Below are 18,942 nucleotides of genomic sequence, written 5' to 3'. Positions count from 1 at the left end.
CGTTCTCAAAGTGCTTTCAGATGACCTACCAGATCAGGCAGCTTCAACCATCTGCAACCGGATCTTCTTCATGGCATTCTTCTCAAGCTGTCGAATACGCTCAGCAGAAATGCCGTACTTGTCAGCCAACTGATGAAGCGTTGCCTTGTTCTCGGATAACCAACGCTCACGCAGAATATCCTGGCTACGCTCATCCAGCGCTCCCAATGCCTGCATCAGGCGACCATTGGAATCCTCAGTCCAGTCCGAGTTCTCGAGCTGAACAGCCGGATCGCTACGGTGGTCTTCAAGATAATACGCCGGCGCTTTGTAGGCCGTGTCGTCGTCATCATCCATGGGACCGTCAAAGGCCGTGTCGTGAGAAGACAGGCGACCTTCCATTTCCCGAACCACCCTGGGTTCAACTCCCAGATCCTCAGCTACTGCATTCAGTTCGTCGTGGCTCAACCAAGCCAGCTTTTTCTTCTGGCTGCGCAGATTAAAAAACAGTTTGCGCTGGGATTTGGTGGTGGCCACTTTCACTATGCGCCAGTTGCGCAGAATGAACTCGTGAATTTCTGCCTTAATCCAATGCACAGCAAAGGAAACCAACCGAACTCCGTATTCCGGATTAAAGCGCTTGACGGCCTTCATCAGGCCCACATTTCCTTCCTGGATAAGATCTGCTTGCGCCAGGCCATAACCTGAATAACTGCGCGCAATATGAACAACAAATCGCAGGTGAGAGAGCACCAATTGACGAGCCGCATCTACGTCTTCGTCATAGTGAAGGCGCTCGGCAAGCTCCTTTTCTTCATCCACAGTGAGAACCGGGATACGGCTCGCAGCCTGTATGTAAGCCTCAAGATTGGCGCCCGGAACCAGTTTATCAATGAGCTGTAAGCTCGTACCCATGCTTTAACCTCCGAACCTGACGACCGCATAATATATGCGAATAAAAATTAGACCGTCAAGAGCCTTAAAAGTTCCCGAAATTCTCAATAAAACGTTTTAAATCAACAAAATGAGAAATTCACCATAACTTTTTCAGTTAACAACCTACCCTGAAACAAGCCGTAGCTTCAATACGCTTTTACCGCAATCCGGATCATCACCCTCCGGCAATCTCGCCTGGCTCGATGTCATCCAGGTGACGCTTTACCGCAACCCAAGCGCCCAGCCAGCCTAGCAGCATCGCTACAATAATCAATGCAAGTATCCCATCAACACCCAGCCCGTTAAGCGAGAAGTCACTGCGATACAACCCTGCCAGACGTTCAACCGGGCCGCTCAGCCACCACAGCGAAGCCTGAAGCAGTATCCAGGCAACAACGCCGCCGCCCAGGCCAAACCAGGCCCCTGTGTACAGGAATGGCCGGCGCACGAACCCATCCGTACCGCCAACCAGCTTCGCCACCAGAATCTCATCACGGCGGCTTTCAATAGACAGCCGTACAGTGTTGCCGATCACCAGCACTACAGCTGCTGCGAGCAGTATTGCAAGTGCCCATATAGCCCTTGCAAGCAGATCTGTCATGGCATTCAGGCGCTGCAACCAACCCAGATCCACCTGAACTCGCTCAACGCCATCCATACCCTCAATAAAGGTCACCAACGCCGCGACACCATCTGCGGACCGGGCATTCTCCTCGGGTGTGATAAGCAATGTGTGAGGCAAGGGATTCTCGTCCAGATAATCCAGTGCCTCATCGAGCCCCGACGAGGCCCGGAACTCCGCCAGCGCCTGGTCTTTATCGACCAGCTCCAGCTCCGTCACACGTCCATCCGAACCGATTTCACCCGCTAGCTTTCGGGTTTGCTCAAGACTGGCATCCTGCTTCATGTAGGCAGTTACACGAGCGCTACTCTCCCACCCTGCACTCACGCCCTGGAGACTGGTTAAAAGCAGCAATAGCGCAACCGGTAGTGCCAGCGCAACGCCCATAACTGTCCAGGTCATCAGGCTTGCCACGGGTGTTCGCCACAGGCGGCCGGCACTGTCTCGGGCTACTTTTCGGTGATGGGTGAAATAGGAATCTGCCTGCTCGCGCCAAGGCGAACGAGCTACTCTCGCTCCCCTTGCCGGGTCCGGTTTGCGAGGCCTTGATGATGAATCAGTTGCCACTCGCACCTCCCTGCAACGGCGTGCCACCGGCAATCAGGTTGCCATGGTCCAGTGTCAGTGTGCGCCGACCCATCTCGTTAATCAGGGCAAGGTCGTGACTGGCGATCAGTACGGTTACTCCGACCTGACTGAATTGGGCAAACAGATTCATGATATCGGCAGACAGCTTTGGATCCAGGTTACCTGTAGGCTCATCTGCCAGCAGTAAGGGTGGCTTGTTCACCACAGCGCGGGCAATGCCCACGCGCTGCTGCTCACCGCCGGAGAGCTGCAAAGGGTTCATTTTTTCCTTGCTGAGCAAGCCGACTTTATCCAGCGCCGCACGAACCCGACGCCCCGCATCGCGAGGGGAAGCTCCCATCACTTCCAGCGGCATGGCCACGTTATCAAACACGGTCCGGTCAAAAAGCAGTTGGTGGTTCTGGAATACCACTCCGATGTGCCTGCGAATATAGGGAATTTGCCGCCGCGGCAGGCGGTTCAGCACCTGCCCGCCAACCACAACTTCACCGGCACTTGGCCGCTCCATCACCATGAGCAGTTTCAGCAGCGTGCTTTTTCCCGCACCTGAGTGCCCGGTCAAAAACGCCAGTTCACCACGGCCCATATGGAAATTTACCTGGCGCAGCGCCGTATGGTCACTGTCATACCGTTTGGTAACCTGACGGAATTCGATCATGGTGGGCTACTGCTCCAAAAAACCGGATCATGCGATAAACTGTTCAGTCGTTTATTCAGCAAACAAGGCATCCACAAACGTCTCGGCATCAAAGCTGCGCAAGTCATCAACCTGCTCGCCAACGCCGATGAAGCGGATGGGAAGCTGCAACTGACGGGCAATGGCAAATACGATACCGCCTTTGGCTGTGCCGTCCAGCTTCGTTAAGGTAATACCACTTACGCCAACGGCTTTCTGGAAGACCTGGGCCTGGCTAAGAGCGTTCTGCCCCGTGCCGGCATCCAGCACCAACATCACTTCATGGGGCGCAGAGTCATCCAGCTTTTTCATCACCCGGACGACCTTTTCCAGCTCGCCCATCAGGTTGTCCTTGTTTTGCAATCGGCCTGCGGTGTCGGCAATCACTACGTCCACGCCGCGGGATTTGCCGGACTGAATGGCATCGAAGATCACCGAAGCGCTGTCGGCTCCGGTGTGCTGAGCTACAACCGGAACATCATTGCGCTCACCCCAGACCTGAAGCTGCTCGACCGCAGCAGCACGGAAGGTATCACCGGCCGCCAGCATGACTGACTTGCCTTCGCTCTGAAGCTTTTTGGTGAGTTTGCCAATGGTCGTGGTTTTGCCGACGCCGTTTACGCCAACCATCAGGATCACGTAAGGCGTTGTGCCCGAGTCAATCACCAGTGGCTTGGTGACACCCTTGAGAAGGCCATGCAGTTCGTCACGCAGGGCTTTACGCAGAGCTTCACCATCCTTGAGCTGATTACGCTGGAGCTTGTCAGTAAGGGACTCAATAATTTCTGACGTGGCGGTCACGCCCACATCCGCCATCAGCAGTGTGGTTTCGATCTCTTCCAGCAACTCTTCATCTATTTTCTTGCCGACGGAGAACAGATCCGCCATACCGCCGGTCAGGCTTGCACGGGTTTTTCCCAGACCCTGCTTGATACGCTCGAAAACACTGACCTGTGGCTCGGGCTCAGGTTCCGGAGTTTTTACCGGCTCGGGCGCAGGCTCTGGCGCCACCTCAGGTTCCGCGGTTACCGGTGTTTCACTGACTTCCTCAGATACAGGCTCCGGGACTACCTCTGTCGTTGCCTTCTCGGGCGGAGCTGCAGGCTCTGGACCTTTTACGGCCTCAGGCTTGCGCTGAGGAACAGGTTTCGGTCGCGGGACACGGCCGCGATTGCTGGCGATATCCAGAACAAACAGGAGTACTAGAAGGGCCAGAAGGCCGATTGAAATCCACTCTGCCATCATAAAGTCATACCATCATTCTGAATGGGCGGGACGAATAGAGCGCACATTCTAGCAGAGTGTCTGCGGGAAGTGAGGATCGCGTGAATTATCACCAAAGGTCCGGTTTCCGCTAAGATACGCGACATACAGTGGCTATGCAGTGGCTATGCAATGACTATGATCAGCTTCCGGAGCTAACACCATGACGCGCAGAAAACCCGGAGGCCCGCTCCCTCCAAACAAGCACAAAAAGGAAGCTACCGCGAGACAAAGCCAGAAGCAGAATGCAGCAGGTGAGCTGCGCATCATTGGTGGTGACTGGCGTAGCCGAAAACTCCGCTTCCCGGATGCGGGCGGGGTGCGCCCTACTCCGGCACGCACACGAGAAACCCTGTTCAACTGGCTTTCATTTCATCTGGCGGGAAGCGACTGCCTGGATCTGTTTTCCGGTTCCGGCGCGCTTGGCCTGGAAGCACTCTCCAGAGGCGCCGCCCATGCCACACTTGTTGACAATAACGCTGCTCTGTCAACCGCCCTGCGGAGCAATCTCAGGCTACTCGGATCTGAGTCCGGCACTGTAATATGCGCCAACGTGGACACTTATCTGAGCCAGCGCACAAGGCCAGCGTTCGATATCATTTTCATGGACCCACCCTTCCGGCAAGGCTGGCTGGCAACCCTGCTCCCAATGCTGGACGCTCAGGGCTGGGTTAAACCCGGTGGTTGGGTTTACGTGGAGCACGAAAGCGACCTCCCGGCCCCGACGGCTCCCGCCAGCTGGCAACTACACCGACAAAAGACCGCCGGGCAAGTCACCTACTGCCTATACCGGGTGGCTCAGGCTGCAGGGCGCAGCGAGTAGGCCCGCAAATGGGCTGCAAAATCTTCCAGATACCGGATACCGCTGGTTTCTGCCTCTTTGCACCATTCCATCAATGCCTGCAATTTATCCTGGGGCTTGAGCCCACGCTGGCGCCAGAGGGCCTGTAACTCATGGCTCTTCTCGTAGATCTGGCGCAAAACAGCATTGCTCTCCAGAAGCGACTCCAGCGTTTCTTTTTCCCGGGGCTTTATCAACGTTACTTCCCGCGACAAAAGCTGCTTGAGCTTGCGATACCGGGGGCGGATCTCATCATCCATAAGACTCTTCTGCTGGCGCAAAACAGGCTCCGTCACCCGCTTACGGTATTGACGCATAATATCAAAGCGGTTGTTGGCAATGGCCTGCACTGTTTCCACGTCCACCTCCTGCTTGCCGGGCACATAGTGGGCAATCGGGCGATAGCCTTTTGGCTTGGCAAGGCCGAATAGTTGAAACAGGCGAATATAACCCCAGCCAATATCCACTTCGTACCAGCGACGCGAAAGCTTGGATGAATTCGGATAGGTATGATGGTTGTTGTGCAGCTCTTCACCACCAATAAGCAGCCCCAGAGGAGAAATATTGCGGGCGTTATCAGCACACTCAAAATTACGATAGCCCATCCAGTGACCAATTCCATTCACAACACCGGCGGCCCAGATGGGGATCCAGGCCATCTGCAAAGCCCATATCCAGATACCATGAACACCAAAGAGTGCCAGATCGATCAGTGCCATCAGTGAAATGCCCGCCATCCTGTAGCGGCTGTACAGGTTGCGCTCAATCCAATCTTCCGGAGTGCGCTGACCGTATCGCTCAAGGTTCTCCGGCGTTGCTGCTGAAGCATAGAGCTCGGCACCCTCGAAAAGCACTTTCTTTATACCCAGTACCACCGGGCTATGCGGATCTTCTTCCGTCTCGCACTTGGCGTGATGCTTGCGGTGGATCGCGGTCCATTCTTTGGTATTCTGAGCTGTGGTCAGCCATAACCAGAAGCGAAAGAAGTGCTTGAGTACAGGGTGCAAATCCAGTGAGTTATGAGCCGAATGACGGTGCAGGTAGAGTGTCACACTGATAATCGTGACATGGGTCATGCCCAGAAAAACCAGAATCAGTTGCGTCACCGACAGGTCAAGAAGACCGTTAAACCACATAGTTAATCCTCAAATCAAAATCCAAGGCCGCAGAAAAGCGCCAATGGCCGTACTTTAGCGTACAGGTGTTAGCCAGAACAACAGACTTTGATGGCAATTTTGTTACCGTTCACACTTGAGCAACACGCCCCCAAACACCCGATCCGGAGAACGGCTGCGTGCCCGAACTACCTGAAGTTGAAACCACACGACGCGGTATCGCGCCCTACTGCGAAGGCCAGGCCGTCACTCACGTAAATGTGCGAAATGGCAGGCTGAGATGGCTGGTACCGGAAGATCTTGCGGCACAGATGGAAGGCCAGACAATCCGGACTGTGGATCGCCGCGCCAAATACCTTTTTCTTAATTTGGACCATGGGACAGCCATCATCCATCTGGGCATGTCCGGAAGCCTTCGTGTCATCACCGACGACACACCTGCACTGAAGCACGACCATATCGACCTCACACTGGGTTCCGGCGTTATTCTGCGCTTTAACGATCCGCGCCGGTTTGGCTGCTGGCTATGGGCCGATTCTGCAGCGTCGCATCCGCTGATCGCCAGCCTGGGGCCCGAACCACTGTCGCCAGACTTCAGCGGCCGAATGCTGTTCCAGTTATCACGAAGTAAAAATACGCCGGTCAAATCCTTCATCATGGACAGCCACGTGGTTGTAGGTGTGGGAAACATCTATGCCAATGAAGCTCTGTTCAAAGCCGGGATTCACCCTGGGCGCAAGGCTGGCCGAATCAGTCTCGACCGTTACCACCGGCTTGCGGAGGCCATCAAAGAAACCCTGAGCGCCGCCATTCTGATGGGCGGCACAACTCTGCGGGACTTCGTCAACAGCGACGGAAAACCTGGCTACTTCGCCCAGTCACTTCTGGTATATGGTCGAACCGGGGAGCCGTGTACCGAATGCGAGAAACCGCTAAAGGAAGTGCGCATGAGCGGGCGGTCTACGGTTTACTGCACCAGGTGTCAGCGGTAGATCCTTGCGACCTTCTGCTCTAACGGCATGGAGTTGCACAATTCGCAACGAAAATTCGTTTGAAAATACGCAAATATGATTCATAGTTAACAGAGGATTAATCCCCGGGAGTTACAATAAGGTTCGATCTATCCGATTCGAATCCGGTGTTGGGTAAAAACAATCCAGCATTAACGGGGCCCAAAAGTTCAGGAGACAGACTAATGATCCGCAATATTTCACGCACCCTGGTGGCCACTGTGGCCGTCTGCCTGCTGGCTTTTTCATCCGTAGGCCACGCGCGCTCTATCGACGAAAGCCCGTCGGCATTGGCCATGGCTGGCGATGCTGTGTTTGTTCGCCCGGTGCTGCTGGCAACAACCATCGTAGGAAGTGCCGTGTACCTTGTATCGCTGCCTTTCTCGCTGCTCGGCGGCAATGCTGAAGAAGCAGGTGACGTACTGGTCGTCGGCCCGGCGAAAGCCACGTTCGTACGTTGCCTGGGCTGCACTAGTTCGGGTCGGAAAGCAGAACCAGTAGAACAGACTGGTAACTGATTTACCCCTGCAACACCGCCTTTGCATGACATCAGTACCATTCCGGCTTGCCTCAGGCCGGAATCTGCGGCAGCCTGACGAAAATTCTTCAGGCTGTTTTTGTTTATGATCAACTGGACCTCCCTCGAGACCGTGTTCCTGGACATGGACGGAACACTGCTTGACCTGCATTTCGACAATCACTTCTGGCTTGAGCATCTGCCCAAGCGCTATGCCGAGCAATACGACTTGCACCCGGGCGAAGCAAAAGACCAGCTGATCAGCATGATCATGGCCGAAAGGGGCACGCTCAACTGGTATTGCACCGACTACTGGAGTGAGCGGCTCGATATGGACATCACCTACCTCAAATCCGAGGTCGGCGACCGCATAGGTTACAGACCCCACGTAGCAAATTTTCTCCAGGCCCTGAAAAAAACCGGTCTACGGTCTGTGATCGTAACCAACTGCCACCCGGACCCACTGGAGCTGAAGCTTCAGCGTACCGGCCTGGAGAAATTCGTAGATGGCATTGTTTCCAGCCATCAACTGGGCAGGCCCAAGGAAGACATCGCTTTCTGGAAGGATCTACAGCGACTGGCGCCCTACAGCAGCGCAACCACTCTAATGGTGGATGACAGCTTCCCGGTGTTGGAAAGTGCCCGCTCTGCCGGAATTGCACAATGCCTTGGCATTCTCACTCCGGACAGCAAGCAAGCTGCCCGGGAAACACATCCCGAGATACCCTGCGTCCACCACTTCGATGAAATCCTGACAGCTATTCACCAGCAACGGCCCCTGCCATCTATCGGCTGAGAGCGCTATAATTCAGACATGTGCCCATCAGGTGAGGAGACATGGCGGCATCTACGTCAAACGATCAAAGGGTAAGGCTCGACAAATGGCTATGGGCTGCCCGCTTCTACAAAACCCGTTCACTTGCGAAAGAAGCGGTTGAGGGCGGCAAAGTCCACTACAACAGCCAGCGCTGCAAACCTGGCCGACTGGTAGAGCCAGGCGCAACGCTGACCTTGCGCCTTGGGTTTATGGAAAAGGTCGTGATTGTAGACGATGTAAGTGAACGCAGACGCGGTGCGCCTGAGGCTCAGAAGCTTTACCACGAAACCGAAGACAGCGTAAAAAAGCGGGAAGACCTCTCGTGGCAGCGCAAGACCATGCAGGCCGCCCAGTTACCACCAGCCAGACGACCTTCCAAAAAAGATCGTCGGGACATTCAACGATTCCGCGACCACAACGGTATCTGACCAAGACCGCTCAGCCGCCACCATCGATACAAGCACCCAGTTTTCAGGAGAACCAGCATGGCATCCCGCGATCAGTTCCAGCGTTTTATATTTGAACACAGCCAGGTGCGCGGAGCCTGGGTGCAGCTCAACGAGAGCTTTCGTGAAGTCACCAGCCAGGCACCCTACCCGGAGTCCATTCGCGGGCTGCTTGGAGAAGCCCTTGTCGCCAGCATTGTGATGAGTAGCAGCCTGAAATTTGAGGGCACCCTATCGATTCAGGCCCAGGGAGAGGGCCCGTTACGGACGCTGATGGCAGAATGCAGTCACGACCGCAAAATCCGTGGCCTGGCGCGATTCGATGAGCATGCGATAAGCGAGGAAAGCTTTCATAATCTGCTGGGCGACGGCCGCATGGCCATCACCATCACTCCAAATCAAGGCAATCGCTACCAGGGCGTGGTTCCCCGGGAACGGGACAGCCTCGCAGCCTGTCTTGAGGAATACTTCGAGCGTTCCGAGCAGATCCCCACCACCCTGTTCCTTTTCTCCAATGAAAATGGCGCCGCCGGCCTGATGCTCCAGCGCCTGCCCGGAGCTACGGACGAGGACAACGATCTCTGGGACCGTGTGAACCACCTGGCACGCACAGTCGAAGCCGACGAACTACTGGAACTGGACAGCGAAACCCTTCTGCATCGCCTGTTCAATGAAGAAACAGTGCGGCTTTTTGACGCTGAAAACGTGGCGTTTCACTGCAGTTGTTCCACAGAAAGAACGCTCAGCGCGCTTGAAGCCATCGGCAAAGAAGAGTGTTACAGCATACTGGAAGAACAGGGAGCCATAGAGATGGATTGCCAGTTCTGCCACGCACACTATCGCTTCGATAGGAATGATATTGACCATCTTTTCTCTGGTCATACGCTACACTAAACATGGTTACAGATTTGCGTCGAGGCCAGCAAATGCGCGGCTTCTGGAGCATTCGTTTTTTACCGGCGCCTCTGGCATAATAGCGCGCCTGAACTGACCCGATTGTTCAGTTTTCCGCCAATTCCCGGGGGCGGCCTGAGCAGTCACTAAGACATCCCGAGGGCGAGGTCGAAGTGAGCAACACTTATAATGATCTGAGTACAGCACAGCTGGTCGAACAAGCACTGGCGCGTAACGAAGGCCAGCTGGCTGCCAACGGTTCACTGGTTGTAAAAACCGGTGAACGTACCGGACGATCCCCTATGGATCGCTATATCGTTGAAGAGCCGAGCACCTCCGACGATATCCACTGGGGGCCGATCAACCGCCCGTTTGACGCCGACAAGTTCGACGCCCTGTGGGATCGCGTTGAAGCTTACATTGCTGAAAAAGACAGTTTTGTTTCCCTGGTTCACGTTGGCTCCGACCCCGAGCACTATCTGCCTGTCAAAATGACCACTGAGACTGCCTGGCAGAACTTGTTTGGCCGCAACCTTTTCATCCGCCCGGAAAATTACAACCAGGCCGATAAGCAAGAGTGGCAGGTTCTCAATGCTGCTAACTTCGAGTGCGTTCCTTCACGCGACGGCACCAACAGCGATGGCTGCGTGATTATTAACTTTGCCCGTCGAAAGGTACTGTTGGCCGGAATGCTGTACGCCGGTGAAATGAAAAAAGCCATGTTCTCCGTACAGAACTTCCTGCTGCCGGAAAAAGACGTGCTACCAATGCATTGTTCTGCCAACGTGGGTGAAGATGGCGAAACCTGCCTGTTCTTCGGCCTTTCCGGCACCGGCAAGACCACTCTCTCTGCCGACCCTCACCGTTTCCTGATTGGTGACGACGAGCACGGTTGGGGCCCTGGCACCGTTTTCAACATTGAAGGCGGCTGCTACGCCAAATGCATCGACCTGAGCAAGAAAAACGAGCCGATCATCTGGGACGCTATCCGTTTCGGCGCGATTGTTGAGAACGTTACCATTGATCCGGAAACCCGCGAGCCGGACTACAATGATGTTTCCCTGACCGAAAATTCCCGTTGCGCTTACCCGCTTGAGCACGTGGAAAAACGCGTTCTTGAAAACCGCGCAGGCGAGCCATCACACATCGTGTTCCTGACCTGTGACATGACCGGCGTACTGCCGCCTGTTTCCATTTTAAGCCGTGAAGGTGCTGCCTATCACTTCCTGAGCGGCTACACGGCGCTGGTTGGCTCCACAGAGATGGGCTCATCGTCCAAACTGAAGTCTACCTTCTCTACATGCTTTGGCGCGCCCTTCTTCCCACGTCCTGCAGGCGTATACGCTGAACTGCTCATGAAGCGTATCGATGAGTACGGCAGCAAAGTCTTCCTGGTCAACACCGGTTGGACTGGCGGCCCCCACGGTGAAGGTACCCGTTTCAGCATTCCGACGACCCGCGCCATCATCAGCGCGATCCAGAACGGCGATCTGGACGATGTGGAAACTGAACATCTGCCTACACTGAACGTAGATGTACCCAAGCATGTACCGGGTGTAGATTCAGGCCTGCTGAATCCGCGTAACACCTGGACCAGCACGGACTACTACGATGGCAAGGCTCAGGAGTTGATCAGCCAGTTTGTAGAAAACTTCAAGAAATTTGATGTTTCCGATGCAATCGTAGAGGCCGGACCCAAGCTCTGATTTTGCTTCACATGAAAAAGCGCCCTGCGAAAGCACGGCGCTTTTTTTGTAGCCCCAAGCCGCGCTTGCGCATTAAATGTCCTCAGGCGTAGAACAACAGCGGCACAAATGCCACAAGAATCAGCGAAATACCCATGGCAATCAGCGGCATGATGATGCGCTCATGGCGCTGATAGAAGGTACCCGTTTCCTGTTGTGCCGCCAGCACTTCAGCTTCCCCTACTACCTGCCTTGTCAGAAGGTGATTCAGGGCGACAGGTGGACTCAGGTAGCCCAACTCAAAGGCCACCAGGGTTACCATCCAGAAATGGATAGGGTGAATGCCGCTGGAATACGCAATCGTTGCCACTGTCGCTGTAACCAGAATAACGGCGCCAAAAGCATCCATGATCATCCCCAGAATCACCAGAATGACCACCATCAGGAGCATGGCAGACCAAGCGCTGTCGAACGACTGGGGGAAGCTCTGCATGATATCGGAGCGCTCAATCACGCCACCAATGCTCACAGACAAACCGAGTAGCAATAGCAGGGCACCAATCTCCGCCGTGGTGTCATTGGTAGCTCCACGCAAGCTGGGCTCCAGCCCTTGATGGTTAACCTCATCGGAGACCCTGCCTTTGCGGTTTCTCAGGCTTACGTGCTCATACACCAAAATGGCCAACATAATGACCGGCAACAACCGAGGTGCCGAGAACTCATCCATGCTCACATCCAGCGCATATCGGTAGAGAAGTACAACGCCAGCGATTACCAATATATAGGGAATCAAGGGCCTGAAGGCCCGAAGCATGGCCGGTAACGCCTGGGGTACCGGCGCCAGGTCAAACTGACTCTGGCGGTTTACGGTGAGCGCAACCAGGGTAAACATAACAGCCGTCAATACGAACACCCAGATACCCCACGCGAAGAGATCGTCGGTGGTGACTTCCCGGTTGAGGTAGGCAATAACGACAACCAACAAGCACGGGCGCAACACCACGCCGAGCGAGCCGGACATGGCAGTGGCCGCAAGTGCCAGTTGCCGGCGTGCTCCCGCAGCCCGCAATTCGCTATAGATAACAGCCCCCGCAGCAATCACAAAAATCCCAGAAGCTCCGGTATAGGCTGTCGGAATTGCTGCGACCAGCACCGCCACCACAGCCAGCATTTCCGGTGGCATACGCCAGGGCCGGAAAAGATTAAATACAAGCGTCGCCAGCCGGGTCTGTTTCAACATCATGCCAACCCATACATACAGGGCCACGTTCAGAAACATGTCCGCCAACTCCATCATCTTGCCCAAGTAAATGCCAATACCTGAGGCATGGCCAATCAGCGCAAAATAGCTTCCGGAAATCAGACACATCACTGTATATAACGGCACTGCCAGAAACGCTTTATTGAGGCTTCCACCGGGAATCAGATCTGAGGGCGCACGAATCAGACGATAGAGACTGGCCAGCGTGAGGCAGGCAAACCCGATGACCCAGAAGTTGTGAAGCAGGAGCTCTTCCGAGGACACGGCTGTTTCAGCCCCCAGACTGGACTGCCGGAAAATCAGGCTGGAACCCAACAACATTGCATTGGCAATGGTCTGCAGCAGGTGGGAAACGGTGTAATCCAGACGAGTCTCCATGGCTCGCATGGCAATATGGTGGCGGGTAAGGGTTGCTGTTCCGGCGCACAGCATCACCAGAAGCACCAAAATATAGCGCTGGGACTCGAGGCCAAAAGCAATCAGATCGGCAATGAAAAGCTCCACTGCGCGATAAGCTTTAACTCCCGGCGTAAGCTGCTCTCTCTGATTGTCATAGCTTTGGTGGGCGGTTTTGCAGTCGGCTACCGAGCGCTCAATGGCCAGCCGTACATCGGCGGGATCTCTTTCCTGAACACCGAGCAGCGCCGCCATCGGGTCGTCTTCAACAGTCTCTTGGGCAAGCTCCTGCGCCACAGCAGCCTCAATATCCCGTTCTGGATTACAGGTTGGTACAACCGGGTCCATACGAAGCTTGTAATAACCGCTCCAGAGCTGCTCTCCGCCCCGGAGCATCTGGTTATGGATATCACTGCTAGTGGAGAAAAGAACCACAGATAACAACAACAGACAGACCGGCAGCGATGAAAACCACTCCAGACCGCTACGACGCAAACCACCCTTGAACATAACTGGATACTCTATTTATTGCTCTGAAACCCTGGCGCGTTAAAGCAGGTCGTCCAGATCCATGGTTTCGATTGCTTGCTGTTGGTCATCCCAGAAAGTTCCAAGCTGCCCAAAAGGTGTTCGGTGGCCGGTGTTTTCTACCCACAGGCGATCAGAGAGAGCAACGACCATGTCGGTCGCCATCGCATCTACGAAGGCCCAGTCTTCGTTTACCGGTTGCGCATCAAGGGACTCCGCGTGCTGGCGGATAACCGCCTTCACTCTTTCTTCATCGCCTTTATTGGTCGCTGCAATGGCATGAAAGACATGACTAAGACGCACGCCCGCCTCTTCGCCTTGTTGGTCGGCCATAGCCAGCCGCTCAAAGGCATCTTCACCCTCGGGCAGTGCTCCCGGCATCATTGACCATACCGTTGCTTTGAGGGCCATAGGCGCCCCCCACCACTTTTCGTTTTCCAGGCAGTTTGTGGCTCGCGCCACGATTGATCCCACATTCTTGGGAACGCCGATAGCCGAGGTAGACTGAATTTCTGAATTGAGCGCCTGCAGGCCTGCGAGCAGGCCAGCCAGGTAAACGAACTCGTCCATATCATCATCAAAACCCGGGCACTCACCGGTGCCTGGCTCGCCGTAAAAAGCGTTGTGATGCTGCCAGGATTTCAGATAGCGCCTGGATGCCTGGGCGTAGGCACGCTTCTGGCGGATCATGGCATCTTCAGCCGCATTGCCGTTTCTTTCATACATGGCTGCCAGGGCCGCCAGCTCATACTCACGCCCTTGCTGCTCGGCACACCCGCCGGCAGATAGATAAAGCATTACGGCAAGCTGGTCCGGCTCGCTGGTTACACGGCCAAAGGACATGAGTAGCGGCGCAGTCGCCTCACTCATGGCACAACCCATGTCCAGATCACCACTGGCCATCAGGTAAGGTATGGTGTGTTCACGAGAAAACCCCTGCATGACATCACCGGTGGTTTCATAGAGCATGTTGTTGACTGCGCCACACCCGGATAAAAACGAGCCGAGGGCAAGAGCGAAAATAAAGCGCCTGAGCGGGACTACCCGTCGCAAAAACCCTGGCACTATAGACTGCGAGCGGCGGTGATCCCGGAGTGAATACTCCGGAAGTGATTTCACGTAAGGCATCATGGTTTTTACACCTTTTGACGATTTGTATTGTTGTTCTGTCAGCGCTGTTGTCGCGCCTGTATTCTCGGCTCTGGATTTATATCTGTGCGTTTTAACTCGAAGCTCAATTTGTTACAGACTGTAACCAGAGCGGCATTATGGCCTACAGAGCCCGCGCTTTTTGAGACAGACACCGCAAATGACGCCTGTATGCACAGTTTTTAACCTCTCCAGGGTTTGCACAAAATGCTGCAAACCAGTATAGATTCATGCAGCCGCACGCCATTCCGGCTGCAGCACCCACAGACAAAAACAAAAAGGAATACCGATGCGAAAACCTGAACTTGCGGCGTCTATCGCCGACCACACTGGCCTTACGCGAGAAAAAGCCAGCGAGGTGATCAACGCCTTTACAGATCAGATCTCAGCGGCCGCTGCCAGGGGTGAGGACACTACCCTGATAGGCTTTGGCACTTTCAGCATTCGCGCACGAGAGGCGCGGGATGGCCGAAACCCCCAAACCGGAGCGTCTATTCGTATTCCGGCCAGCAAGACAGTAGGCTTTAAAGCCGGCAAGGCATTCAAAGACTCGTTTCGCTGAGAACCTCCCCCACCCGGTCTTATGGGTGGGGGAGTTCGGTATCGCCGGGTATCAGCCGCCGGCCACAGAAGCGCACTCTGAACGAGTTGCATCAACACGGCAGCGAATAGCTTTCATAAGTTTGATCGCTCGTTCGTCGTAGATCCCGTCGTCCAACAATGACAAGCGTACCTTGCGTAGCATCTTGTCGTACTCGGCCGTATCTTCCTGCGGCAAATTCATCCACACGGTTTCGGGTATCTCAGCTTCTGCCTGGGCGATAATTTCGTAGGCTTCGTCGAGACGCTTGATGGATTCATCACGCACCATCTGGCCCGCAGATTCCGGAAAACGATCGCGGTGAATAATTACCTGGAAATTCATGTAGCCGAGCGCGTACTTCACAACGGCACCATCAGGCTGAACGCCCTTGTAGAGCTCCAGCGGCGTATAGGCAACGGCCGGCGCGTAGGCGAGATCAACGCTGCCGTTATTAAACTTGCCGGCAAAGTTGGCAGAGTTGGATCCAACCACTGATGCGCCCACGTGGCGCACCATTCGCACAGAGGCCTGGTCGTAATCGAGTGTTGCGATGCGCTTGCCCTGCAGCTTTTCAACAGAATCGATGCTGCGATCGCGGGTATGCAGATAAATTGCGCCACCCGGGAATACGCCAGCCACTTCGTATGGGCCATCAATCAGCAGTGGACGGGCTTTAGGCTGGCTAAGGGTGTTGTAAAGCAAGCGCATTTCGTCTTCACCAGGTACAGCGCCCATGGCTTCCAGACTACCGGTAAACCTGTTGAATTCGCGGGCGCGAGTACCGGTAAGCAAGACGGCGTCACACTGGCCAGCCTTGAAGTCTTCGGCGGCAACTTTTTCATCGGTGTAGGCGCTCAGGTTGAGTTTGATGCCATTTTTAAGTGCAACTGGCTGAAAGGTCTTCGTGATCGCAAACAGTGGCCCGCTGGCTCCTACCGGATCAAAGACACAAAAGCTTCGCTCCAGAATGTCGGTGCTGGCATCCGCACTCGCCTGTGCGTGCCCGAGTGAAGGCAAGCCAAGGCAGACGCAGAAAGTAGCCGCCAAGGCCACCCGATGTGAGAAGGTTACTGGTTTCACGGGATGACTCCTGAATTATTATTGTCTGGTCGCAGCGCGCATAGGCTCGTCGGCCTTGTCACGTTTCGTTGCACCAACGGTACGCCGGCAGGCATAAGAATACGTTGGCACATGCGCCCTGTTTCAAGAGTTTTTCGGCAACAAATGGGATTATGTGATGGCGTCGACAGAGGTTGAACCACCTCTGCCGCACTTTCTGCCGGTATCAGAGCCTCATGAGCTCGCCCAGGCCTCCTGCCCATCTACCAGAGTGAGCCTTACCGTCCCGGTCAACGCTTGGTCCAGTATCGGTGCGTGGAGGCCTGCAGAGATCAAAGATTGGCAATCCGGGGTCCAGCAGGCCTCGGGATCAAACACACAAAGGTCCGCAATTTCATCATGGCTGATCGTTGCAGTGCGACCGATCACCGATGCCGGTCCAGAAGTAAGGCCACGCACCAGTTCCGTGAGCTTCAGCTCACCACGTTTAACCAGCAGCAGGCCCAGTGAAAGAACGCTCTCTACACTGGAAAGGCCAGGCTCGGTAGCCGGCAAAGGTGCCTGTTTGGCAGCGCTGTCATGGGGCAAATGCTGGCTAACGATCGCATCGATCACTCCCTCGCGAACACCTGCAAGCAGAGCCTTGCGATCCGCTTCAGAGCGCAGCGGCGGGCGCAGATGAAAGCGACTGTCAAAACCTGCAAGCGCGTCTTCTGTAAAAACAAGCTGGTGCATGGCCACGTCCGCTGTCACCGCAATTCCCCGGCGGCGCGCATCGGCAATCATTTCAACACTGCGCCCGCAGGAAAGCTGGCTCAGGTGTAGCCGTACGCCAGTCTCTTCCGCCAGCAAAAGCATTTCCATTACCGATGCGGTCTCCGCCACCTCCGGTATACCCAGAAGGCCAAGGCGGGCGGTAACCAGCCCATCATGAGCGTAGCCGTCCGCTGCCAGCGACTGGTTTTCCGGGCGGAACATCACGGTCAAGCCAAAGGTTTGAGCATAGGCCATGCAACGGCGGAGTATGCGCGCACTGCGTACGCCACGGGATCCGTTTCCAACGGCAACACAGCCAGCTGCAGCAAGGCCCGCCATATCACTTAGCATCTCCCCTTCCAGCCCCCGGGTTACTGCCCCCACGGGCAACACACGGATGGGTGAACTGGTAGCCGCACCGTCCAGAATAAGATGAGTAACGGCCCGGGAATCGTTAACCGGGGAGGTTTCCGGAGAGGCGCACACAGTCGTGTAGCCGCCCCTTGCAGCAGCGCGGGTTTCCGAGGCGATGTTGCCTTTCTGGCCATTGCCCGGCTCCCGCAGGTTACAACACAAATCCACGAAACCCGGCGTAATCACACAGCCGTCAGCATCAAGTGTCTGATCGGCTTCGGCTTTTAACGCCTCATCACCTGTGGCTGCAATGCGCCCGTTGCGCACCAGAAGGGCACTGTTTGACGTTTCACTTTCATGGCCATCCAAGAGCCGGCCACCGATTATTTTCAGGCTGGCGCCGGAAGATTGCTTGAAACCACTCATGCCAGGCCCCGCTCTGTCAGTTCAGTCAATTTCTGCTGGCGCTCAGCTACCTGCCCGCCCATCGCCATGGACATGACAGCCATGCGAATTGCAATACCATTGGTCACCTGGTTCAGGATGACCGATTGCGGGCCATCCGCGACAGCCGACTCGATTTCCACGCCACGGTTGATTGGTCCCGGGTGCATGACAATGCACTCCGGATGCGCCAATGCGAGCTTTTCCTGGCTTAACCCGTAAAGCCGGTAGAATTCGCGCTCGCTCGGCAGCAACGCACCCTCCATACGCTCTTTTTGCAGGCGCAGCATAATCACCACATCCAGGTCTTTCATGCCCCTGGCCATGTCGTATTCAACCGTGCAACCGAGACTCTCGACGTCGCTCGGCAACAGTGTGCCCGGCGCAATAACACGGATCTGTTCGGCACCCAGCTCATTCAGTGCACGGATCTGGGAACGCGCGACCCGGGAGTGCAGAACATCCCCTACTATGGCAACTTTGAGGCCCTCAAATGCCCCCTTATGCTGACGAATAGTGAGCATGTCCAACATGGCCTGGGTGGGGTGGGCGTGGCGGCCATCACCGGCGTTGATGATCGCTACTCCCGGGGTAACACTTTCCGCAATGAAGTGTGGTGCGCCGCTCTGGGCATGGCGCACCACAAACATATCGCTGGCCATGGCTTCGAGGTTCAAAAGGGTGTCGGAGAGGGATTCGCCCTTGGACGTCGCAGAGGTGTTGATATCAAGGTTGAGTACATCCGCAGAAAGACGTTTGGCGGCAAGCTCGAAGGTGCTGCGGGTGCGGGTACTGGACTCGAAAAACAGATTAACTACCGTTCGCCCCCGCAGCAGAGGGACCTTCTTGATGCGTCGCTCACCCACCTCGATGAACGAATCTGCGGTGTCGAGAATGTCCGTTAGCAGTTCCCGGCCCAGACCGTCCAGAGTCAGGAAATGCCGCAACTGCCCGTCCCGGGTTAGCTGCAAATGGTTGGGGGAAGTTGCGTTCGCGATCATGGTTTGCCTGCTATCGGGTTCG

18 protein-coding genes are annotated in these 18,942 nt (G+C 55.4%); 8 read left to right on the top strand and 10 right to left on the bottom strand.

Annotation, left to right across the window (positions count from 1 at the left end; all coding sequences use genetic code 11):
* Window positions 1-33: 33 nt before the first annotated feature.
* The 4 genes from rpoH to ftsY form a co-directional block, all read right to left on the bottom strand.
* Window positions 34-894 carry an RNA polymerase sigma factor RpoH gene (gene rpoH / locus Q4606_RS00750; RefSeq protein WP_303594864.1) on the bottom strand — a complete coding sequence of 287 codons (861 nt, stop codon included), beginning with the start codon at window positions 892-894 and terminating at the stop codon, window positions 34-36.
* A 196-nt stretch (window positions 895-1,090) separates the two neighbouring features.
* Window positions 1,091-2,104 (bottom strand): permease-like cell division protein FtsX, encoded by a 1,014-nt coding sequence (ftsX, locus tag Q4606_RS00745; RefSeq protein ID WP_303606374.1) that lies wholly within the window; start codon window positions 2,102-2,104, stop codon window positions 1,091-1,093.
* Window positions 2,094-2,783, bottom strand: a complete 690-nt coding sequence (ftsE, locus tag Q4606_RS00740) for a cell division ATP-binding protein FtsE (protein ID WP_303594867.1) — start codon at window positions 2,781-2,783, stop codon at window positions 2,094-2,096. The genes ftsX and ftsE overlap by 11 nt, the downstream gene beginning before the upstream one ends.
* 51 nt (window positions 2,784-2,834) lie before the next feature.
* Window positions 2,835-4,046 carry a signal recognition particle-docking protein FtsY gene (ftsY, locus tag Q4606_RS00735; RefSeq protein ID WP_303606373.1) on the bottom strand — a complete coding sequence of 404 codons (1,212 nt, stop codon included), beginning with the start codon at window positions 4,044-4,046 and terminating at the stop codon, window positions 2,835-2,837.
* Between the two features lie 181 nt (window positions 4,047-4,227).
* On the opposite strand from ftsY, the gene rsmD reads away from it, so the two are divergent.
* Window positions 4,228-4,887, top strand: a complete 660-nt coding sequence (gene rsmD, locus Q4606_RS00730) for a 16S rRNA (guanine(966)-N(2))-methyltransferase RsmD (RefSeq protein WP_303606372.1) — start codon at window positions 4,228-4,230, stop codon at window positions 4,885-4,887.
* Here rsmD and Q4606_RS00725 read toward each other — a convergent pair.
* Complete coding sequence (locus Q4606_RS00725; protein ID WP_303606371.1) at window positions 4,863-6,041, bottom strand: fatty acid desaturase; 1,179 nt, start codon at window positions 6,039-6,041, stop codon at window positions 4,863-4,865. The genes rsmD and Q4606_RS00725 overlap by 25 nt on opposite strands.
* Window positions 6,042-6,199: 158 nt before the next feature.
* On the opposite strand from Q4606_RS00725, the gene mutM reads away from it, so the two are divergent.
* The 6 genes from mutM (at window position 6,200) to Q4606_RS00695 (ending at window position 11,410) form a co-directional block, all read left to right on the top strand.
* Window positions 6,200-7,012, top strand: coding sequence for a bifunctional DNA-formamidopyrimidine glycosylase/DNA-(apurinic or apyrimidinic site) lyase (gene mutM, locus Q4606_RS00720; protein WP_303606370.1), 813 nt, complete (start codon window positions 6,200-6,202; stop codon window positions 7,010-7,012).
* Between the two features lie 203 nt (window positions 7,013-7,215).
* Window positions 7,216-7,548 carry a hypothetical protein gene (locus Q4606_RS00715; protein WP_303594874.1) on the top strand — a complete coding sequence of 111 codons (333 nt, stop codon included), beginning with the start codon at window positions 7,216-7,218 and terminating at the stop codon, window positions 7,546-7,548.
* 105 nt (window positions 7,549-7,653) lie between these two features.
* Entirely contained in the window at window positions 7,654-8,343 is a 690-nt protein-coding gene (gene yrfG, locus Q4606_RS00710; RefSeq protein ID WP_303594875.1) for a GMP/IMP nucleotidase, read from the top strand.
* 41 nt (window positions 8,344-8,384) lie between these two features.
* Window positions 8,385-8,792 carry a ribosome-associated heat shock protein Hsp15 gene (hslR, locus tag Q4606_RS00705; protein ID WP_303594876.1) on the top strand — a complete coding sequence of 136 codons (408 nt, stop codon included), beginning with the start codon at window positions 8,385-8,387 and terminating at the stop codon, window positions 8,790-8,792.
* A gap of 57 nt (window positions 8,793-8,849) precedes the next feature.
* Entirely contained in the window at window positions 8,850-9,704 is an 855-nt protein-coding gene (gene hslO / locus Q4606_RS00700) for an Hsp33 family molecular chaperone HslO (RefSeq protein ID WP_303594878.1), read from the top strand.
* 173 nt (window positions 9,705-9,877) lie between these two features.
* Window positions 9,878-11,410, top strand: a complete 1,533-nt coding sequence (locus Q4606_RS00695; protein WP_303594879.1) for a phosphoenolpyruvate carboxykinase — start codon at window positions 9,878-9,880, stop codon at window positions 11,408-11,410.
* 82 nt (window positions 11,411-11,492) lie between these two features.
* Here the strand turns inward: Q4606_RS00695 and Q4606_RS00690 are convergent, their stop codons facing one another.
* Together Q4606_RS00690 and Q4606_RS00685 are read right to left on the bottom strand one after the other, a co-directional pair.
* Entirely contained in the window at window positions 11,493-13,556 is a 2,064-nt protein-coding gene (locus Q4606_RS00690; protein WP_303594880.1) for a TRAP transporter large permease subunit, read from the bottom strand.
* 39 nt (window positions 13,557-13,595) lie between these two features.
* A complete protein-coding gene (locus tag Q4606_RS00685) occupies window positions 13,596-14,705 on the bottom strand; it encodes a hypothetical protein (protein WP_368502297.1) in 1,110 nt (369 codons plus the stop codon).
* Window positions 14,706-15,012: 307 nt separating this feature from the next.
* Here Q4606_RS00685 and Q4606_RS00680 point away from each other — a divergent pair, with 307 nt between their 5' ends.
* Window positions 15,013-15,285, top strand: a complete 273-nt coding sequence (locus tag Q4606_RS00680) for an HU family DNA-binding protein (RefSeq protein ID WP_303594881.1) — start codon at window positions 15,013-15,015, stop codon at window positions 15,283-15,285.
* Between the two features lie 51 nt (window positions 15,286-15,336).
* On the opposite strand, the gene Q4606_RS00675 is transcribed toward Q4606_RS00680, so the two are convergent.
* From Q4606_RS00675 to Q4606_RS00665, 3 genes are all read right to left on the bottom strand, one after another.
* On the bottom strand, window positions 15,337-16,386 hold the full coding sequence (locus Q4606_RS00675) for a putative solute-binding protein (RefSeq protein ID WP_303594883.1): 1,050 nt from the start codon (window positions 16,384-16,386) through the stop codon (window positions 15,337-15,339).
* A 213-nt stretch (window positions 16,387-16,599) separates the two neighbouring features.
* Window positions 16,600-17,901 carry a dihydroorotase family protein gene (locus Q4606_RS00670; RefSeq protein ID WP_303594884.1) on the bottom strand — a complete coding sequence of 434 codons (1,302 nt, stop codon included), beginning with the start codon at window positions 17,899-17,901 and terminating at the stop codon, window positions 16,600-16,602.
* Window positions 17,898-18,920 (bottom strand): aspartate carbamoyltransferase catalytic subunit, encoded by a 1,023-nt coding sequence (locus Q4606_RS00665; RefSeq protein ID WP_303606369.1) that lies wholly within the window; start codon window positions 18,918-18,920, stop codon window positions 17,898-17,900. The genes Q4606_RS00670 and Q4606_RS00665 overlap by 4 nt, the downstream gene beginning before the upstream one ends.
* Window positions 18,921-18,942: the final 22 nt, after the last annotated feature.

Source organism: Marinobacter sp. 1_MG-2023 (genome assembly GCF_030549045.1).
Lineage (GTDB): Bacteria > Pseudomonadota > Gammaproteobacteria > Pseudomonadales > Oleiphilaceae > Marinobacter.
This window is presented reverse-complemented; position numbering and strand designations above follow the sequence as displayed.